Consider the following 14,931-nt stretch of genomic DNA (forward strand, 5'->3'; position numbering starts at 1 on the left):
AACGCAGTCCGCCCTTATGCGGAGTTCACAGCCCCAGCACATCCAGCATGTCGTATTCACCGGGGTTCTTGTCTTGTCCCCAAAGCGCGGCTTTGAGCGCGCCACGCGCGAAAATCGCGCGATCAGTGGCCACGTGGCGCAGCACGATCCGCTCGCCCGCAGCGGCAAAAAGCACGTCATGTTCGCCCACGATATCGCCGCCCCGAATTGCGCTGAAACCAATATCGCCACGTTTGCGCGCGCCGGTGATCCCGTCCCGTCCGCTGTCGGTGACATCTGACAGGGCCACGCCGCGCCCTGCGGCGGCAGCTTCGCCCAGCATAAGCGCCGTGCCGGAGGGGGCATCAACCTTTTGATTATGGTGCGCCTCGATGATTTCGATATCGAAATCTTCGTCCAAAGCGGCGGCAACCTTTTTGGTCAGCTGCACCAGAAGGTTCACGCCCAAAGACATGTTTCCTGCCCGCACGATAACGGCATGCCTTGCCGCGGCGTTGATCGCCTTGAGGTGATCCTCGGACAGCCCCGTTGTGCCGATCACATGCACAGCGCGCGCTTGGGCGGCAAGCCCCGCGAATCCCACCGTTGCAGCGGGTGCGGTAAAGTCGATAACAGCCTGCGCCTTGGCAAAGACTTCGACGGCATCATCGGTGACGCTGACACCAACGGGCTGGCCACCTGTCACAACACCGACATCCTGACCGATCCAGTTATGTCCTGCCCGCTCCAGCACGCCCACAAGGCGGCATTTGTCTGATGCCAAGACAGTCTTGACCAGCATCTGGCCCATTTTGCCTGATGCGCCTGTGATCACGATACCGGGTGTGTCTGTCATGGGTCTGTTCCTTTATCCGTGCCCCGTCTTAGCGGCGGATTGCCTCTGACGCAAAGGCTTGCTTGGCAAGCCGCGCCACAGCGCTTAAATGAACCCTATGGCTAAGAATTCAAATCGAGACGGCAAGGCCCCAACGCAGCGCATGCTGCGCGTGGGCGAGATGATCCGTCGGACCCTGTCAGAAATCCTGCAACGCGGCGACGTGCACGACGATGAGTTGGCGCGCATGTCCATCACAGTGGGCGAAGTGCGTATGTCGCCTGACCTGCGGATTGCCACGGCCTTTGTCCTGCCCCTTGGCGGGCAAGGCAAGGAAGAGGCGCTCGCAGCGCTCCGCCGCAATCGGTACGAGGTCCGGCATCTTGTGGTCAAAGGCGGCTCTATGAAATTTGCCCCCGAATTGCGGTTCGAGATTGACGGTACCTTTGACCAGATCGACGCGACCCGCGCGCTTCTGTCCGAAGCGCACGTGCGTCAGGATCTAGACGACTGATGCGCTGGCTTGCGGCTGTGCTGTTGTTATCGGCGGCACCTGCTGCGGCGGTGACCTGCGAAGATGTCACCTATGACAACAATCGCTTTACTGCATGTTCCGTGAACGCCGCGACCGAAACGCTGCGGCTTTATCTGAAGGATTCGGAGGGCGCGGTTCTGGGTAGTTTCAGCGCCATCGAGGCCTTGCCCGAGGTTGAAACCCTGACCTTTGCCATGAATGCCGGGATGTATCACGACGACCGTTCGCCGGTCGGACATTATGTCGAGGACGGGGTCGAGGTGATGCGCGTGATCCCCAATGCGGGCCCCGGTAACTTCGGGCTGCTGCCCAATGGCGTCTTTTGCATCAATGATGACAGCGCCCAGATTTATGAGACATTGCGCTATATGGCAGAGGCGCCCACCTGCCGTGATGCCACGCAATCCGGCCCGATGCTGGTGATAGACGGTGCCTTGCACCCACGGTTCCTGCCCAACAGCACTTCGCGTTTCATTCGCAATGGCGTTGGCACCAGTGCCGACGGTACGACAGCGGTTTTCGTGATTTCCAACGATAGCGTCAGCTTTCACGAGTTCGCCCGCTTCTTCCGTGATTACCTGCAACTGCCCAATGCACTTTATTTTGATGGCAAGGTCTCGCGCCTTTATGCCCGCGCGCTGGGCCGCAGCGATTTTGGGTTTCAACTGGGGCCGATGGTGGCTGTGACTGAATAGGGGGATGGGTTAAAACCCATCTTACGCCTCAAACAGGTCGAGAATGGTTTGAACGCTGGGGCTTTGTCTGAGCTTTTTTGCCTCGGCTGCGCTGAACCACCCCGCATCGCTCACATCATCGGCGGCGACGGGCGTTCCTGAAATGTAGACGCATTCCACGACCGTCAGAAGGAAATGGTACTGTATAGCACCTGCTGCATCCCGCGTGATCACATCAATGTTCGTGAGGTAGCGCTCGGGCTGTGCGATCACGCTGGTTTCTTCGGCCAGTTCTCGTGCAGCGGCTTCAAGTGCTGTTTCCCCCAATTCAACATGCCCGCCAGCAAAACCCCAGGTCCCTGCGTTCGGCTCTTTCTTGCGTTTGACCAACAGGAACCGGCCTTCATGCAAGACAACCGCGATGGCCCCCAGCTTGGGCTGCATCACAGGGCGCTGATCTTGGCCGCTATCGCCTTGCCAAGGGTAAGATGATCTTGCGCGTCAAAATGGATGCCGTCGATCTGGCTGGAGCTGATATGTGCACCTGCATCCAGGAACGGGATGCCCCAATGTGCCGCAAGGCCCGCCACCAACGGCGCAAGGGCCAAGGATTTCGCCCGCGCGCCCATCAGCGTGTCGCGGTAGATCCCCTGTTCAAGCACCGGTGGCGGGCAGATCAACAGGATATCAAATCCGCCATGCCGCGTTTGGTAGGGTTCCGAGCGTGCGATGGCCAGAAGTCGCGCCAAACCGCCCACGATCTGGTCGGGGCTGGACTGGTGATGCAATTGCACATCATTGGTCCCCAGCATGATCACCAGCAGATCAATCGGCCCATGGCTTTCCAGCGCAATTCGCAGCCCGATTTGCCCATCCATATGCGGGCCCATGACGGGATCAGCCAGGCAGGTCGTGCGACCGGGCAGGCCTTCCTCGATCACGGCCCAATCGGGGCTGAGGATGTCTTGCAAGATCGCGGGCCAGCGTGTCTCTGGCCCAAAGCGCCTGTTTTCACCGCGCGCGGTCGCAGGCGGTGTGCCGTAGGTGTTGCTGTCGCCGAATGTCAGAACGGTTTTTGTCATAACTCTAGGCTAAGTGGACTGTCGCCTTTGGTAAAGCGCCTTTGCCCCTTGGACTTGCCGCTGATTGCGCACATATAAGGCGCAAGACAATTCAAAGGAGACGACGCATGTTGGAATTGGACGCAAACCCAAAAGCCCCTGCTGATCTGATCAAGGATGGAACCGACGCCAGCTTTGCCGCCGATGTTATCGAGGCATCGCAAACAGTTCCGGTGATTGTGGATTTCTGGGCCCCGTGGTGTGGCCCCTGCAAAACGCTAGGCCCTGCGATTGAAGCGGCGGTGACGAATGCCAAAGGCCGCGTCAAGCTGGTCAAGATCGACGTGGATGCAAACCAGGCCTATGCAGGCCAGTTGCAGGTGCAATCCATCCCCACGGTCTATGCCTTCTATCAGGGTCGTCCGGTGGATGGCTTCCAAGGTGCCTTGCCACCCTCGCAGATCAACGCGTTTGTAGAAAAGATCGCCGCACTTGCGGGCGAGCCCGAAGACGATGGTCTGGGTGCTGCCCTTGAGGCCGCCGCTCAGATGCTGGACGAAGGTGCGGCTGTGGATGCCGCCGAGACCTATGCCGCCATCCTGCAAGAAGATCCGGTCAACGCAGCCGCCTACGCGGGCCTCGTGCGCTCCTATCTTGCCTTGGGTGATGTGGATCAGGCCGAGGCGGTGCTGAACGGTGCGCCTGCCGAAATCTCGACCGATCCCTTGTTGGAAGCTGCACATGCGCAAGTGACCTTGGCGCGCGAGGCTGCCAATGCAGGCCCGGTGGACGAGTTGCAGGCGGCTGTCGACACGGACCCCGACAATCATCAGGCGCGGTTCGATCTTGCCATCGCCCTGCATGCCAACGGCAAAGTGGAAGAGGCTGTGACCGAGTTGTTGGAGCTTTTCCGCCGCGACCGCGAATGGAATGACGGGGCCGCCAAAACCCAGCTTTTCACCATTTTTGATGCGCGTGATGCCAAGGACCCGATTGTTTTGAACGGCAGGCGCAAGCTATCGTCGTTGATATTTGCCTGAGCGGCCTTTCGGCCTACCTTCATGCGCATGATATCAACAACCGATCTGCCAGAGACCATTCCGGTGTTTCCGCTGCCGGGCGCGCTGCTTTTGCCGCGTTCGCGCTTGCCGTTGCACCTGTTCGAACCGCGTTATCTGGCTATGCTGGATGACGTGCTGAAAACATCGTCACGCCTGATCGGGATGGTACAGCCCTATATGTCGCCCGGCGGCTCTGGCAAGCTGCATGCGATTGGCTGTGCCGGCAAGGTGACCGCCTTTTCCGAGACCGAAGACGGGCGCTATATGATCACCCTGTCGGGTGCATCCCGGTTCCGGATCATGGAAGAGGTTGAAGGGTTTACACCCTACCGTCGCTGCAAGGTGAACTGGCAGGGCTTCGACCGTGATCTTGGGCCGGTCGAGAAGGATGCAACCTTTGACCGCCCAGTCTTTATGGAAGCTTTGGGCCACTATCTGACCGATCAGGGGCTTTCGACCGACTGGGAAAGCCTTGGCGATGCGGAAGACGAATTGCTGATCAATTCGCTGTCCATGCTGTGTCCGTTCGAGCCCGAAGATAAACAAGCCCTGTTAGAGGCTCCATCCTTGACCACACGCCGCGAAACGCTCATGACATTGATCGAATACGCCCGCCGCGGCGGATCAGGCGAAGAGACCATGCAATGAGCGAAACTGCGTTCGACCCCAAAATGCTAGAGGCTTTGGTCTGCCCGATGACCCAGGCAACGTTAGCTTATGATGCTGAAAAACAGGAATTGGTAAGCAAATCCGCAAAGCTGGCTTTTCCGATCCGCAACGGCATTCCGGTGATGCTGATTGACGAGGCGCGCAAGCTGGACTGAGGCTGCGGGGTCAGTCTCAGACGGCGTGCAGTTTGATTTGTCTGAGTAATTGAACCTGAGCGTAATCTGCTGCGGCAACGAACGGCAGGTTCGAGCCCAGAGTGTTCCCATTACTTCAGTACAGCGAATGTCGGTTACTAAGAAGACCTAAGAGTTTGGAGCGCTTTCAAAGCGGAATTCGAAACTACCTGCTAATTTCGCGACTTGGTTTAAGTTCCTCGGGCCAAAAACTCCAAGGTTGCCCCCATAACGCGTTCGAAAGTGGTGTCACTCCCGATCAGGAACGTGTTGGAGCTGTCGACTTCCATGAACTCTGCTGCCGGGATGCCAGCGGCGACACGTCGTCCTTCCGTTACCGGGTGCAATGAAGAAAGCCGTGCGTGGATCACAAGCGTTGGGGCCTTTACGTCTTGCAAGTCGCGCATGACGTCAAATTGATCAATTAGGATACGGTGCTTCAAAGCAGCATCTGCTGACACAGATTTGGCAATCAAACGAATAAGCTCTGTGATCTCATCAGGTGAGGCCATTGGCAAAACCATTGTCGCCCATGCCCGCATAAAGCCGTCCTCCGGATCGCTCCACCCGCTACTCTTGAGCAAAGAGATAAACGGATCATGTTCGGCATTGTCGGGAGCATTCGGTCGAACGGCACGTCCCATTGCGTAAGGATTGTGCAAGACAAGACGAGATACTCGTTCAGGATAACGCGCAGCAAAACGAATAGCCACCGCAGCGGCTTGCAAGGTCGCAATGATCGGAAATTGGTCCAAATCCGCGGCGTCTGCGACAGCTTTCATTTCGGCCACGCAGTCATCAAGGGTCACGTTCGAGGGGATCGGATCGGAAAAACCAGCGCCGCGAATGTCAAAGCGAATAAGCCTATGCTTTTTCGCAAGTCGCACCAGAGCCGGGCTTAACAGGCTGCTTGACCAGTCGAGCTCAAGGTGACTGAAATGGTGCCAGCAATAGAGCACCGGTGGGCCCTCGCCGGCGCTTGCCCAGGCAATGCTCCCACCGTCAGGCGCCGTCGTGTAGCGGATCACTTGTTGGAGTTCTTCGGATTTTCGCTCGGTCTTTAGGGTTTCGATCGCCTTGACCTCTGCTACCATCTGAAAGCCTCGACGCGAAACCGTACGAATAATTTTCTGATTACGGCCCGTGTCCCCAACCGCAGCACGTGCAGCAGAGACTCTGGCGCTTATAGTTGCGTCCGAGACAATCCGACCAGCCCAGACCGCTTCGATGAGGTCATCCTTTGTGACCACGTTGCCAGCTTGGCTGGCCAGTGTATGGAGAAGGTCGAATACTTGGGGCTCGACGGTGATCGGCTGCCCGTCCCGGACAAGCGTATAGGTCGCAGCATCCAGCGCGCAGCCCGCGAATTCAAACCGCATAGCGTCCCCCTTCTTGGCTCAAGCACCCGTCTTAAGCGTTTAGAAGGTTTTCTAAAGCATTCAGAAGACTTTCGTAAGCCTGTCTTCAAGCGCGACGACGGTGCCACTGATAGTTTGACTGCATAGCAAATGGAGGCAAACATGACCCAATCCCAAAACATACAATACCGCAAAGACGGCTCAATCGACACAACGCATTACATTGCGCATGGGCGGTATCTACGCAGCAAGGCAGCCCACAAGCTTATGCAGAAAAGGCCCAACCTAGGTAGAGGTCCACTTTTAATCGTAGTCGCCATGTTGGCTGTTCTACCATTCTTTCCGGTCTGACACTGGGATTATAACTGGACCTTCATGGCATTCGCTGCGAAGTTCGGGTTCGAGCCCAGAGTGTTCCTTCTTCGTGTTGGCTCTGCCCAAGTATCGCCATCACTCTAGGTTTCATTCGGCCCACTAAGTCAAAGATCGGAGAGTGCGAAATGAGTAACGGCGATAAAGACCCAGTAAACGAATGGGCCTTTCTTGGTCGCGGCATATTAAGAACGTTCAAACGTGACGTCATAGCGATCGCACTCGGTGTCGTTATCGGTGCCGTCATAGGGGTTGTCGTTGCCTACATTCTTGGCCGCTCGTCACAATTTGGCATTAAGTTCGGTGCTTTGGTCGGCGCCTTTATAGGCTTGGCTGCGCGCAGTTGGACGTCCCGTCTCTTTGATTTTGACCATCCACCACGTGACAAGAACCCAGATGCCTGAAAGTTCGAAAAAGCGATAAATGGTCGCTCAATCAGAAAGGCCGTTTAGTCCCCCGTTGCAGACGTTACCCCGAACTACCCCTCCAGCGCGTCGATCATCTCGACCCGCGTTGCGTGCCGCCCGCCTTCGAAGCGCGCGTTCAGGAAGGCGTCCACGATATCAAGCGCCAGTCCTTCGCCGACAACGCGCGCGCCGATTGACAGCATGTTCGCATCATTGTGCATACGGATCATGCGGGCCGAGAATGTGTCAGAGCAAACCCCGCAGCGGATACCTTTGACCTTGTTGGCCGCCATCATGATCCCTTGACCTGTTCCACACAGGATAATTCCCAACTGGCAATCGCCAGAGACAACCCGCTGTGCCGCGGCGGCACCATGGGCGGGGTAATGGGTGCTTTCGGGCGTGGTTGGTCCGATATCCACGACGTCCCAGCCTTGAGAAGCGATATGCGCGGCAATGGCTTGCCGTAGGGCGATGGCGGCGTGATCGCTGGAAACAACGATGCGGTTTTCGGTGGTCATGAGAGAGTTGTCCTGTCTTGTTATTTATCCGCGCATCAACTTGGGCAGATCACCAGTCAGCCCTGCGGCCTCGCGGATAAACCCGCGTCGCAACCCGGGTGCTGCATTGACCAGCCCCATCCCGATATCGCGTGCTGCCCGCAAAAGCGGATTGTCGTTCGAGAAAAGCCTGTTGAACGTATCCGTGGCAATCGCGAGCGTTGCCGTGTCGAACCGCCGCCATTGCTGATAACGCGCGAGCGTCTGCGGCCCGCCGATATCCTCGCCGCGCGCATGGGCGTCGCTGAGTACCTCGGCCAAGGCCGCCACATCGCGCAGGCCCGCGTTCAGCCCTTGGCCCGCAATAGGATGCACACCGTGGGCTGCGTCACCGATCAGGGCGACCCGGTCGGCAATGAAACTATTGGCCAGCGTCAGCCCCAAAGGATAGCTGAACCGCGCACCCGTAAGGCTGATCTGTCCCAGAAAGCTGCCGAATGCGGGCCGCAGCGCTGTAAGGAATGCTGCATCATCCATCGCAATCAGTTCGACGGCACGGGCATCAGTTTCGCTCCAGACAATTGAGCTACGGTTCTCGGTCAGGGGCAGGATCGCCAAGGGTCCGCCGGGCATAAAGAACTGGTGCGCAATGCCATGATGCGGCTGTTCGTGCTGAACGGCGCAAACAACGGCCGTTTGCCCATAGCCCCAACCGGTCCGCTTGATGCCCGCGCGTTCTGCGGTGCCGCTCTTGCGCCCGTCAGAGCCGATCAGAAGACTGCCTTCAAGCGTTTCACCAGAGGCCAGCGTGACCGTTACCCCTGCTGGGCTGCTGCTTTGCGCAACAACGGTTTCATTGGCGCGGTGCGTGATCTTCTTGTCTTGCCCCATCGCATCCAGAAAGGCGCGCCGCAGGTGCCGGTCCTCGACCATATAGCCCATCGGGCCCTCTTCGATCTCGGCATGGTCGAAATGCATCATCCAAGGGCTGGGGCCTTCGCCCGCGCGCCCGTCGGTGACCTTGATTTCCAGCATGGGCTGGGCTTTGTCCCGCAGGGTGTCCCAGATGCCAATGCCTGCCAGCAATCGGGTTGAAGCAAGCGCCAAAGCATAGCTGCGCCCGTCAAAATCGCGCCGTTTGCGGGTATCCACGGGCAGGCTGTCGATGATGGTGACGGTAAACCCGGCCTGCGCTGCGGCCAGCGCCAAGGCGGGGCCATTCAACCCGCCGCCTACGATGATCAAATCAGTTTTCATAACCTGCAATATGCGCAGCGATGCGGGATTGTCCATGCGCTGCTTGGCCGCTACCAATGCCCCAGCAACGGAGAGGTTTTCATGCAAGACTGGCGATGGATGACGGCGGCTGATCTGGGTCGCGCGATTGGGGCGGGCGATATTGACCCCGTCGCGTTGACAGAGGTCTATCTGGAGGCCATCGACGCCCATGAATTCCGCGACCGGATTTATGCCCGCGTGACCCATGACCGCGCGCGGGGCGAGGCAGCTGCTGCTGCAATGCGCGCGAAGGCGGGGATGCGTCGCGGACCGCTGGATGGTGTTCCGGTTTCTTGGAAGGATCTGTTCGATACCGCTGGCATCGCGACCGAGGCGGGAACCGCCTTGATGGAGGGCCGCACGCCGGATCGCGATGCTGTCGTGTTGCAGGCTGCAACTGCGGCGGGTCTGGTCTGTCTGGGCAAGACCCATATGTCCGAGATCGCATTTTCAGGGCTGGGCCTGAACCCGATCACTGCTACACCGCCTTGCGTGAACGACCATGACGCCGTTCCGGGGGGGTCATCGTCCGGGGCCGGAGCTTCGGTTGCTTTTGGCTTGGCTGCGGCGGCAATAGGCTCTGATACAGGCGGATCGGTGCGTATTCCTTCCGCGTGGAACGATCTGGTGGGTTTGAAAACCACCCACGGGCGGCTTTCGCTGGATGGTGTGGTGCCGCTGTGCCTGACCTTTGATACGGTCGGCCCGCTGTGTCGGTCGGTCGAGGATGCAAACCTGTTGCTGGCGGCCCTTGAGGGCAGCAAGCCCGCCGATCTGACAGGCAATAGCCTTGAAGGTCTGCGGCTTATGGTGCTGGACACGATCGTCCCCGAAGAGGTGCGCGATGCCCCGCGCGCCGCCTTTGACAGCGCGGTCGCGCGGTTGCAGGCCGCAGGAGCCGTGACCGAGCACCGGTATTTCTCGCAACTCTTCGATGCGTTCAATGTGGCGGGCAATCTTTATGCCGCTGACAGCTATGGCTGGTGGCGCGATCTGGTCGAGGCGCACCCCGAAAAGATGTTTCCGCAAATCCTTGAACGGGTGCGAGGCGGCAAGACTGTTAGCGGGCCGGATTACTGTGCGGGATGGAACATGCTGCGCGACATCCGCAAGCAATACGCCGCCGAGACCGCCCAGTTCGATGCGGTAATCATGCCGACCGCCGCGATCCTGCCGCCCAATGCCGAACGGCTGTTGACCGACGACGATTATTACAAATCCGAGAACCTGCTGGCCCTGCGCAATACCCGCGTCGCCAATCTTATGGATGTCTGTTCGATCACCCTGCCCACAGGGGTGCCGTCCTGCGGGATCATGTTCAACGGCCAGAACGGGAATGAAGCTGCGCTATTGAGGGTTTGTGCGGCGGCGGAAAAGGCGTTGGGGTAGAGGAAACTGCTCTCAGGTCTGATCTGCGTACAGACCGGGCTTACGCCGCTCCTATGTTAATGTTTGCCTTGCTGTTTGCCGTTGCTAAGGTGCCATCGGGTTTTTCGATGCAGCATAAGATCAAACTTGCCATTTTTGGACACGCCAGGGGCTCAGTTTCTCCATAGAAAGATGTCAGTTTGCCGGGGCACGCAGGAGGCAGCGGAACATGTCTAGAGTAGCAAAGACGGTAAATTATCTCGGAGGGGTGATCCTTGCCCTCGGCGTTTTGTGGGTTGGCCTTTCAATGCCTAAACCGGGCTGGCATGCGCTGAACGAGCGACTTCCTGAATGGCTGAACAACTTCGAAACAGGTGGGTTTGTCGCCCTGTTTGGCGTGGTCATGATTGCAATTGGCAAGGTGCTGGGTCGGCGATCAAGCATGCCCCCGACAGAGCATGAGAGCTTGATTGGGGTCTCCTCCTCTGCGCAACCCAAGGTCTGGTGTATGGGCTATCCTGGACATGGGGATTTGCTCGCAGCCTACAATGGCGCCGAAAACACCTCTGAGGCGCGCAAGAAGCGTATGCAGACCTCAGCGAGAAACCGTCACGGGCTGCCTCTCGAAGCGGAAGACTTCTCATTGGTGCTTCATGCGATGGATGATCCTCCTGACGCGTTGCAGGATTATTGCTATATCAGTGGTGGGAATCCGATGGTCTCGCCCCGCCTTGCAGAAGTGCTGAAGGGTCTGGATCTTGGAAACGGAGCCTTCTTTGAAGCGCAGTTTTATACCGAGGACGGCAGCGAAAGTTTGCCTTGGTCCCACGCGTTCTGGAACATAGGCAACAGAAAACAGAGCTTCGTTCCCGAACAGAGCGCGGTGACGCGTGTGACGTCAGGTCGTACCGATCTTCCCTCTTTCGAGCTCTACGCGACGAAGGGAAGCCTAATGGATGATGAAATTGCTGTCGGGCCCGAAGCTCTGGACGGCCCTGATGTCTGGATCGAACCGAAACTGAGCGACTGTATCTTCTTCTCCGATCGTTTTGCGCGGCTCATGCGTGAGCACGGGATGCTACATCTGTTTGATCTGAAATCGGTACGCCAGATCTCACCCGATTAGCCGTTGCAGGTATCTGTCGGCCAAGCGGACATGGCAGATACGGTCTGGATAACTGCCGTTGCCCTGGCATCGTCCCACGAACGCCATTTGCATCGCCAGATACCGGTAATTGCCGTTGGCGCAATGGGTCGCTTTCCTCCCCCCAACTGACCCAAAAGCCACAAAAATCACCCTTCGCGTCCCTTGTTCTGGACACGACCGCCCTCACCGCGTTAGTTTGGTCAAAAGCGGGGCGAAATGATCCCGTGTATTGAGGCAGTTATGGATTTTCCCGCGCGGTTTTCGGACCTTCCGGCAGCGACATGGCCACGCCTGCGTGCGCTATTGGACGTGCCCACAGAGGCCTCCGAGACGATCAACATGACGATTGGCGAACCTCGCCATGCCTTTCCTGCTTTCGTGGGAGATATTCTGGCGGCCAATCTGCAAGGTTTTGCGAAATATCCTGACAATTACGGCATCCCTGCGCTGCTTGACGCCATCGGCGGGTTCCTCAACCGCCGTTATGGTCTTGATCTGCCCGGCGACCAGATCCTGACGCTGAATGGCACCCGCGAGGGGCTTTATAATGCGGCGATGGCGCTATGCCCCGAACACAAGAACGGCAAGCCTGTTATCCTGACCCCGAACCCGTTTTATCAGGTCTATGCGGTCGCCGCTTTGTCAGTGGGCGCCGAGCCTGTCTATGTCCCCGCGACCGAGGCCACGGGCCATTTGCCTGATTTCCATGCCCTGCCTGCGGATGTGTTGGACCGCACGGCCATTGCCTATATCTGTTCGCCCGCAAACCCTCAGGGCGCTGTGGCGGATGAAGCCTATTGGCGCGCGCTGATCGCCTTGGCGGAAAAACATGATTTCATCCTGTTCGCCGACGAATGTTATTCCGAGATTTACCGCGATGTCCCACCCCCCGGTGCTTTGCAGGTGGCGACTGCAATGGGGGCTGATCCTGAACGTGTTGTGATTTTCCATTCGTTGTCCAAACGGTCGAACTTGCCCGGATTGCGGTCGGGGTTCTGTGCTGGTGGTCCCAAATCCATCGCACATATCCGCCAGTTGCGCGCCTTTGCGGGATCGCCCTTGCCAGAGCCGCTTCAGGCCGTTGCCGCAGCGGTCTGGAATGACGAGGAACATACGGTCGAGAACCGCGCGCTTTATCACCGCAAATACGAGATCGCGGATGACATTCTGGGCCATGTTGATGGCTACCACTCCCCACAGGCGGGGTTCTTTTTGTGGTTGCCCGTGGACAGCGGCGAACCGGCTGCTGTGAAACTGTGGCAAGAGACAGGCGTGCGGGTCTTGCCCGGTGCCTACCTCAGCCGCGACGTGAACGGGGACAACCCCGGTGAAAAATACATTCGGGTCGCAATGGTGGCCCCAACACAAGAATTGCAGCGCGGTCTGACCCTGATCCGCGACTGTTTGTATCGTTAAGGTAGGCAGAGATGGCATCATATCAGACACGGCGACGCGACCCGCTTTTGGACAGCACGACACAGGCTGCGATTGAAAAACGCACCAAAGAATTGTTGGGGCTGGGGCTGATCTTTGTGGGTCTCTTGATTGCCGCGATGGTTGGCAGCTATTCCCCCGATGATCCGAGCTGGATCTCTGCCACGGATGCACCTGTGCAAAACTGGCTGGGCCATTTTGGTGCCTCTTTTGCTGCACCGGTGATGATGATTATCGGTATGGGTATCTGGGTTGTCCCGCTGACCTTGACCACATGGGGCGCGCGGTTCGTGGCGCACCACGGGCAAGAGCGCGTCATGGGTCGTTTGATCTTTGCACCTCTCGCAATTGTGGTGGCATCCATGCATGCAGCGACCCTGACGCCAAGTGCCGACTGGCCTGCGAACTTTGGTCTTGGTGGATTGTTTGGCGATACTGTCTTGGGCGTCGTTTTGACCATCGTGCCGTTTGGCGCGGTCTTTGGTGTGAAGCTGTTGTCGCTCTTGTCGGGCCTCGCACTTTTGGCTTTGCTCGCCTTTGCCTTGGGCTTTACCCGGCCAGAGCTTAAGATCGCAAGCCGCTTTACGCTTTTGGGCACGGTGATGCTTTATGCGCTTGTCTTGCGCGTGTTGGGCAAGGGCGCGTCTTTGTCCGCGCAAGCCGCCCAAGGGGTCTCGGCCACGGTTCAGGCCCGTCGCGAGCAATTTGCGGAAACCCGCGCGGCACGTCTGGAAGAACCTGCCCTGAGCAACCCCCATCCTATTCCTCCTTTGCAGGATGCGCGCGCCCGTGCTGCCTCTGTCGTGCGCTCTAATCCGGCGATGCCTTTGTCAGAGCCACGATTGACTGCACCCAAGATGCCACCCGCGCCACCGCTTGCGGCCCCCGTCCGTGCCCCGATGCCAGAGCCGCAGGGCGGCGGATTTCTGTCTGGCCTGCTCAAGCGCAATGAGCCGATGCCAGAACCAGAGCTTGTCAGCCCAGAGCCGCTTGTCCCGCGCATTCCTTACGCTGGCGATACGGATCGTGTCAGTGCGCGCATTGCCGACGCGATCAAGAACCGCTCTGTCCCGCCTTCGCCAACCGGTGTGCGCATCGAGCCATCCCTGACCGCCGGCCGTGGTCCCAAGCCATTGGTTTTTGCCCCGATCGAAGAAGATATGTCCCATCTGGAGGATTTGATCGAGCCCGAGATCGACGCGCCGCGCATGGCCACCCCGCATATGCCGATCCCCGAGGCGCATATTCCCGCCCCCTCTGTCGAGCCACGCAGCGTTGTGCGGCATCCACCCAAACGTATGCCTCAGCCTTCAAGTCAGGCGCGTGCCGAGGCGCAGCCAGCGCTGAAGTTTGACGACAAATATGCTGATTATGAGCGCCCACCGCTGGGCCTTTTGACCAGCCCTGTTGAAATCCAGCGCCATCATCTGAGTGATGAAGCGCTGGAAGAAAACGCCCGCATGCTGGAAAGCGTACTGGATGACTATGGGGTCAAGGGCGACATCGTATCGGTCCGCCCCGGCCCTGTGGTGACCATGTACGAGCTAGAGCCGGCGCCCGGCTTGAAGGCCAGCCGGGTGATTGGCCTGTCGGATGATATTGCACGCTCTATGTCAGCTTTGTCGGCGCGTGTTTCTACAGTACCCGGTCGGTCCGTTATCGGGATCGAACTGCCGAACGAGAACCGTGAAAAAGTGGTCCTGCGCGAAATCCTGTCGCACCGTGATTTCGGTGACGGCAATCAGAAACTGCCTCTGGCGCTGGGCAAGGATATCGGTGGCGAGCCGATCATCGCGAACTTGGCCAAGATGCCTCACCTGTTGATCGCGGGTACGACCGGTTCGGGCAAATCCGTAGCGATCAACACGATGATCCTGTCACTGCTGTATAAGCTGACACCGGAAGAATGCCGGATGATCATGATCGACCCCAAGATGCTGGAACTGTCCGTCTATGACGGCATCCCGCATCTATTGTCGCCTGTCGTGACAGACCCCAAAAAGGCGGTTGTCGCCCTGAAATGGGTCGTGGGCGAGATGGAAGAGCGCTATCGCAAGATGTCCAAAATGGGCGTGCGCAA

General features: G+C 58.4%; 16 protein-coding genes. 10 read left to right on the top strand and 6 right to left on the bottom strand.

From position 1 onward, the window contains the following. Nucleotides 1-25 precede the first annotated feature (25 nt). Nucleotides 26-835: a 4-hydroxy-tetrahydrodipicolinate reductase gene (dapB, locus tag NWQ23_RS04370; RefSeq protein WP_306165029.1), complete on the bottom strand. Its 810-nt coding sequence runs from the start codon at nucleotides 833-835 to the stop codon at nucleotides 26-28. A 97-nt stretch (nucleotides 836-932) separates the two neighbouring features. Here dapB and rbfA point away from each other — a divergent pair, with 97 nt between their 5' ends. Both rbfA and NWQ23_RS04380 read left to right on the top strand, forming a co-directional pair. Further along, entirely contained in the window at nucleotides 933-1,328 is a 396-nt protein-coding gene (gene rbfA / locus NWQ23_RS04375) for a 30S ribosome-binding factor RbfA (RefSeq protein ID WP_306165030.1), read from the top strand. Further along, entirely contained in the window at nucleotides 1,328-2,044 is a 717-nt protein-coding gene (locus NWQ23_RS04380) for a phosphodiester glycosidase family protein (RefSeq protein ID WP_306165031.1), read from the top strand. Before rbfA ends, NWQ23_RS04380 begins: the two co-directional genes overlap by 1 nt. 21 nt (nucleotides 2,045-2,065) lie before the next feature. Here NWQ23_RS04380 and NWQ23_RS04385 read toward each other — a convergent pair whose 3' ends face one another. Together NWQ23_RS04385 and NWQ23_RS04390 are read right to left on the bottom strand one after the other, a co-directional pair. After that, nucleotides 2,066-2,467, bottom strand: coding sequence for an NUDIX hydrolase (locus tag NWQ23_RS04385; RefSeq protein WP_306165044.1), 402 nt, complete (start codon nucleotides 2,465-2,467; stop codon nucleotides 2,066-2,068). After that, complete coding sequence (locus NWQ23_RS04390; protein WP_306165032.1) at nucleotides 2,467-3,105, bottom strand: SGNH/GDSL hydrolase family protein; 639 nt, start codon at nucleotides 3,103-3,105, stop codon at nucleotides 2,467-2,469. The genes NWQ23_RS04385 and NWQ23_RS04390 overlap by 1 nt, the downstream gene beginning before the upstream one ends. A gap of 107 nt (nucleotides 3,106-3,212) precedes the next feature. Between NWQ23_RS04390 and NWQ23_RS04395 the strand changes: the two genes are divergently transcribed. Genes NWQ23_RS04395 through NWQ23_RS04405 form a run of 3 tightly spaced genes read left to right on the top strand, consistent with a single transcriptional unit; the run spans nucleotide 3,213 to nucleotide 4,969 of the window. After that, complete coding sequence (locus tag NWQ23_RS04395; protein WP_306165033.1) at nucleotides 3,213-4,124, top strand: co-chaperone YbbN; 912 nt, start codon at nucleotides 3,213-3,215, stop codon at nucleotides 4,122-4,124. A 27-nt stretch (nucleotides 4,125-4,151) separates the two neighbouring features. Further along, nucleotides 4,152-4,793, top strand: a complete 642-nt coding sequence (locus NWQ23_RS04400; RefSeq protein WP_306165034.1) for an LON peptidase substrate-binding domain-containing protein — start codon at nucleotides 4,152-4,154, stop codon at nucleotides 4,791-4,793. Then, the gene (locus NWQ23_RS04405) at nucleotides 4,790-4,969 is read left to right on the top strand and encodes a Trm112 family protein (protein WP_306165035.1); all 180 of its coding nucleotides are present in this window, start codon (nucleotides 4,790-4,792) and stop codon (nucleotides 4,967-4,969) included. The genes NWQ23_RS04400 and NWQ23_RS04405 overlap by 4 nt, the downstream gene beginning before the upstream one ends. A gap of 209 nt (nucleotides 4,970-5,178) precedes the next feature. Here NWQ23_RS04405 and NWQ23_RS04410 read toward each other — a convergent pair whose 3' ends face one another. Beyond that, nucleotides 5,179-6,366 carry an alpha/beta fold hydrolase gene (locus NWQ23_RS04410; protein WP_306165036.1) on the bottom strand — a complete coding sequence of 396 codons (1,188 nt, stop codon included), beginning with the start codon at nucleotides 6,364-6,366 and terminating at the stop codon, nucleotides 5,179-5,181. A gap of 479 nt (nucleotides 6,367-6,845) precedes the next feature. On the opposite strand from NWQ23_RS04410, the gene NWQ23_RS04415 reads away from it, so the two are divergent. After that, nucleotides 6,846-7,121, top strand: a complete 276-nt coding sequence (locus NWQ23_RS04415) for a hypothetical protein (RefSeq protein ID WP_306165037.1) — start codon at nucleotides 6,846-6,848, stop codon at nucleotides 7,119-7,121. A 74-nt stretch (nucleotides 7,122-7,195) separates the two neighbouring features. Here the strand turns inward: NWQ23_RS04415 and rpiB are convergent, their stop codons facing one another. Next, complete coding sequence (gene rpiB / locus NWQ23_RS04420) at nucleotides 7,196-7,645, bottom strand: ribose 5-phosphate isomerase B (RefSeq protein ID WP_306165038.1); 450 nt, start codon at nucleotides 7,643-7,645, stop codon at nucleotides 7,196-7,198. 24 nt (nucleotides 7,646-7,669) lie between these two features. After that, on the bottom strand, nucleotides 7,670-8,917 hold the full coding sequence (locus tag NWQ23_RS04425; RefSeq protein WP_306165039.1) for a UbiH/UbiF/VisC/COQ6 family ubiquinone biosynthesis hydroxylase: 1,248 nt from the start codon (nucleotides 8,915-8,917) through the stop codon (nucleotides 7,670-7,672). 45 nt (nucleotides 8,918-8,962) lie between these two features. Between NWQ23_RS04425 and NWQ23_RS04430 the strand changes: the two genes are divergently transcribed. From NWQ23_RS04430 to NWQ23_RS04445, 4 genes are all read left to right on the top strand, one after another. Continuing rightward, nucleotides 8,963-10,291, top strand: coding sequence for an amidase (locus NWQ23_RS04430; RefSeq protein ID WP_306165040.1), 1,329 nt, complete (start codon nucleotides 8,963-8,965; stop codon nucleotides 10,289-10,291). A 208-nt stretch (nucleotides 10,292-10,499) separates the two neighbouring features. Next, a complete protein-coding gene (locus NWQ23_RS04435; protein ID WP_306165041.1) occupies nucleotides 10,500-11,396 on the top strand; it encodes an imm11 family protein in 897 nt (298 codons plus the stop codon). 237 nt (nucleotides 11,397-11,633) lie between these two features. Next, nucleotides 11,634-12,833 (top strand): aminotransferase class I/II-fold pyridoxal phosphate-dependent enzyme, encoded by a 1,200-nt coding sequence (locus NWQ23_RS04440; RefSeq protein WP_306165042.1) that lies wholly within the window; start codon nucleotides 11,634-11,636, stop codon nucleotides 12,831-12,833. An 11-nt stretch (nucleotides 12,834-12,844) separates the two neighbouring features. Then, the coding region (locus tag NWQ23_RS04445) for a DNA translocase FtsK 4TM domain-containing protein (protein WP_306165043.1) at nucleotides 12,845-14,931 on the top strand (2,087 nt) is incomplete at its 3' end.

Source organism: Yoonia sp. (assembly GCF_030731595.1).
GTDB lineage: Bacteria > Pseudomonadota > Alphaproteobacteria > Rhodobacterales > Rhodobacteraceae > Yoonia.

Excerpts from the sequence above, each read along its gene's own strand:
- NWQ23_RS04415 (WP_306165037.1), top strand. The coding sequence starts at position 6,846 with ATGAGTAACGGCGATAAAGACCCAGTAAACGAATGGGCCTTTCTTGGT.
- NWQ23_RS04405 (WP_306165035.1), top strand. The coding sequence starts at position 4,790 with ATGAGCGAAACTGCGTTCGACCCCAAAATGCTAGAGGCTTTGGTCTGC.
- NWQ23_RS04410 (WP_306165036.1), bottom strand. The coding sequence starts at position 6,366 with ATGCGGTTTGAATTCGCGGGCTGCGCGCTGGATGCTGCGACCTATACG.
- NWQ23_RS04400 (WP_306165034.1), top strand. The coding sequence starts at position 4,152 with ATGATATCAACAACCGATCTGCCAGAGACCATTCCGGTGTTTCCGCTG.
- dapB (WP_306165029.1), bottom strand. The coding sequence starts at position 835 with ATGACAGACACACCCGGTATCGTGATCACAGGCGCATCAGGCAAAATG.
- NWQ23_RS04395 (WP_306165033.1), top strand. The coding sequence starts at position 3,213 with ATGTTGGAATTGGACGCAAACCCAAAAGCCCCTGCTGATCTGATCAAG.
- NWQ23_RS04440 (WP_306165042.1), top strand. The coding sequence starts at position 11,634 with ATGATCCCGTGTATTGAGGCAGTTATGGATTTTCCCGCGCGGTTTTCG.
- rpiB (WP_306165038.1), bottom strand. The coding sequence starts at position 7,645 with ATGACCACCGAAAACCGCATCGTTGTTTCCAGCGATCACGCCGCCATC.
- NWQ23_RS04390 (WP_306165032.1), bottom strand. The coding sequence starts at position 3,105 with ATGACAAAAACCGTTCTGACATTCGGCGACAGCAACACCTACGGCACA.
- NWQ23_RS04385 (WP_306165044.1), bottom strand. The coding sequence starts at position 2,467 with ATGCAGCCCAAGCTGGGGGCCATCGCGGTTGTCTTGCATGAAGGCCGG.
- NWQ23_RS04435 (WP_306165041.1), top strand. The coding sequence starts at position 10,500 with ATGTCTAGAGTAGCAAAGACGGTAAATTATCTCGGAGGGGTGATCCTT.
- NWQ23_RS04430 (WP_306165040.1), top strand. The coding sequence starts at position 8,963 with ATGCAAGACTGGCGATGGATGACGGCGGCTGATCTGGGTCGCGCGATT.
- NWQ23_RS04425 (WP_306165039.1), bottom strand. The coding sequence starts at position 8,917 with ATGGACAATCCCGCATCGCTGCGCATATTGCAGGTTATGAAAACTGAT.
- rbfA (WP_306165030.1), top strand. The coding sequence starts at position 933 with ATGGCTAAGAATTCAAATCGAGACGGCAAGGCCCCAACGCAGCGCATG.
- NWQ23_RS04380 (WP_306165031.1), top strand. The coding sequence starts at position 1,328 with ATGCGCTGGCTTGCGGCTGTGCTGTTGTTATCGGCGGCACCTGCTGCG.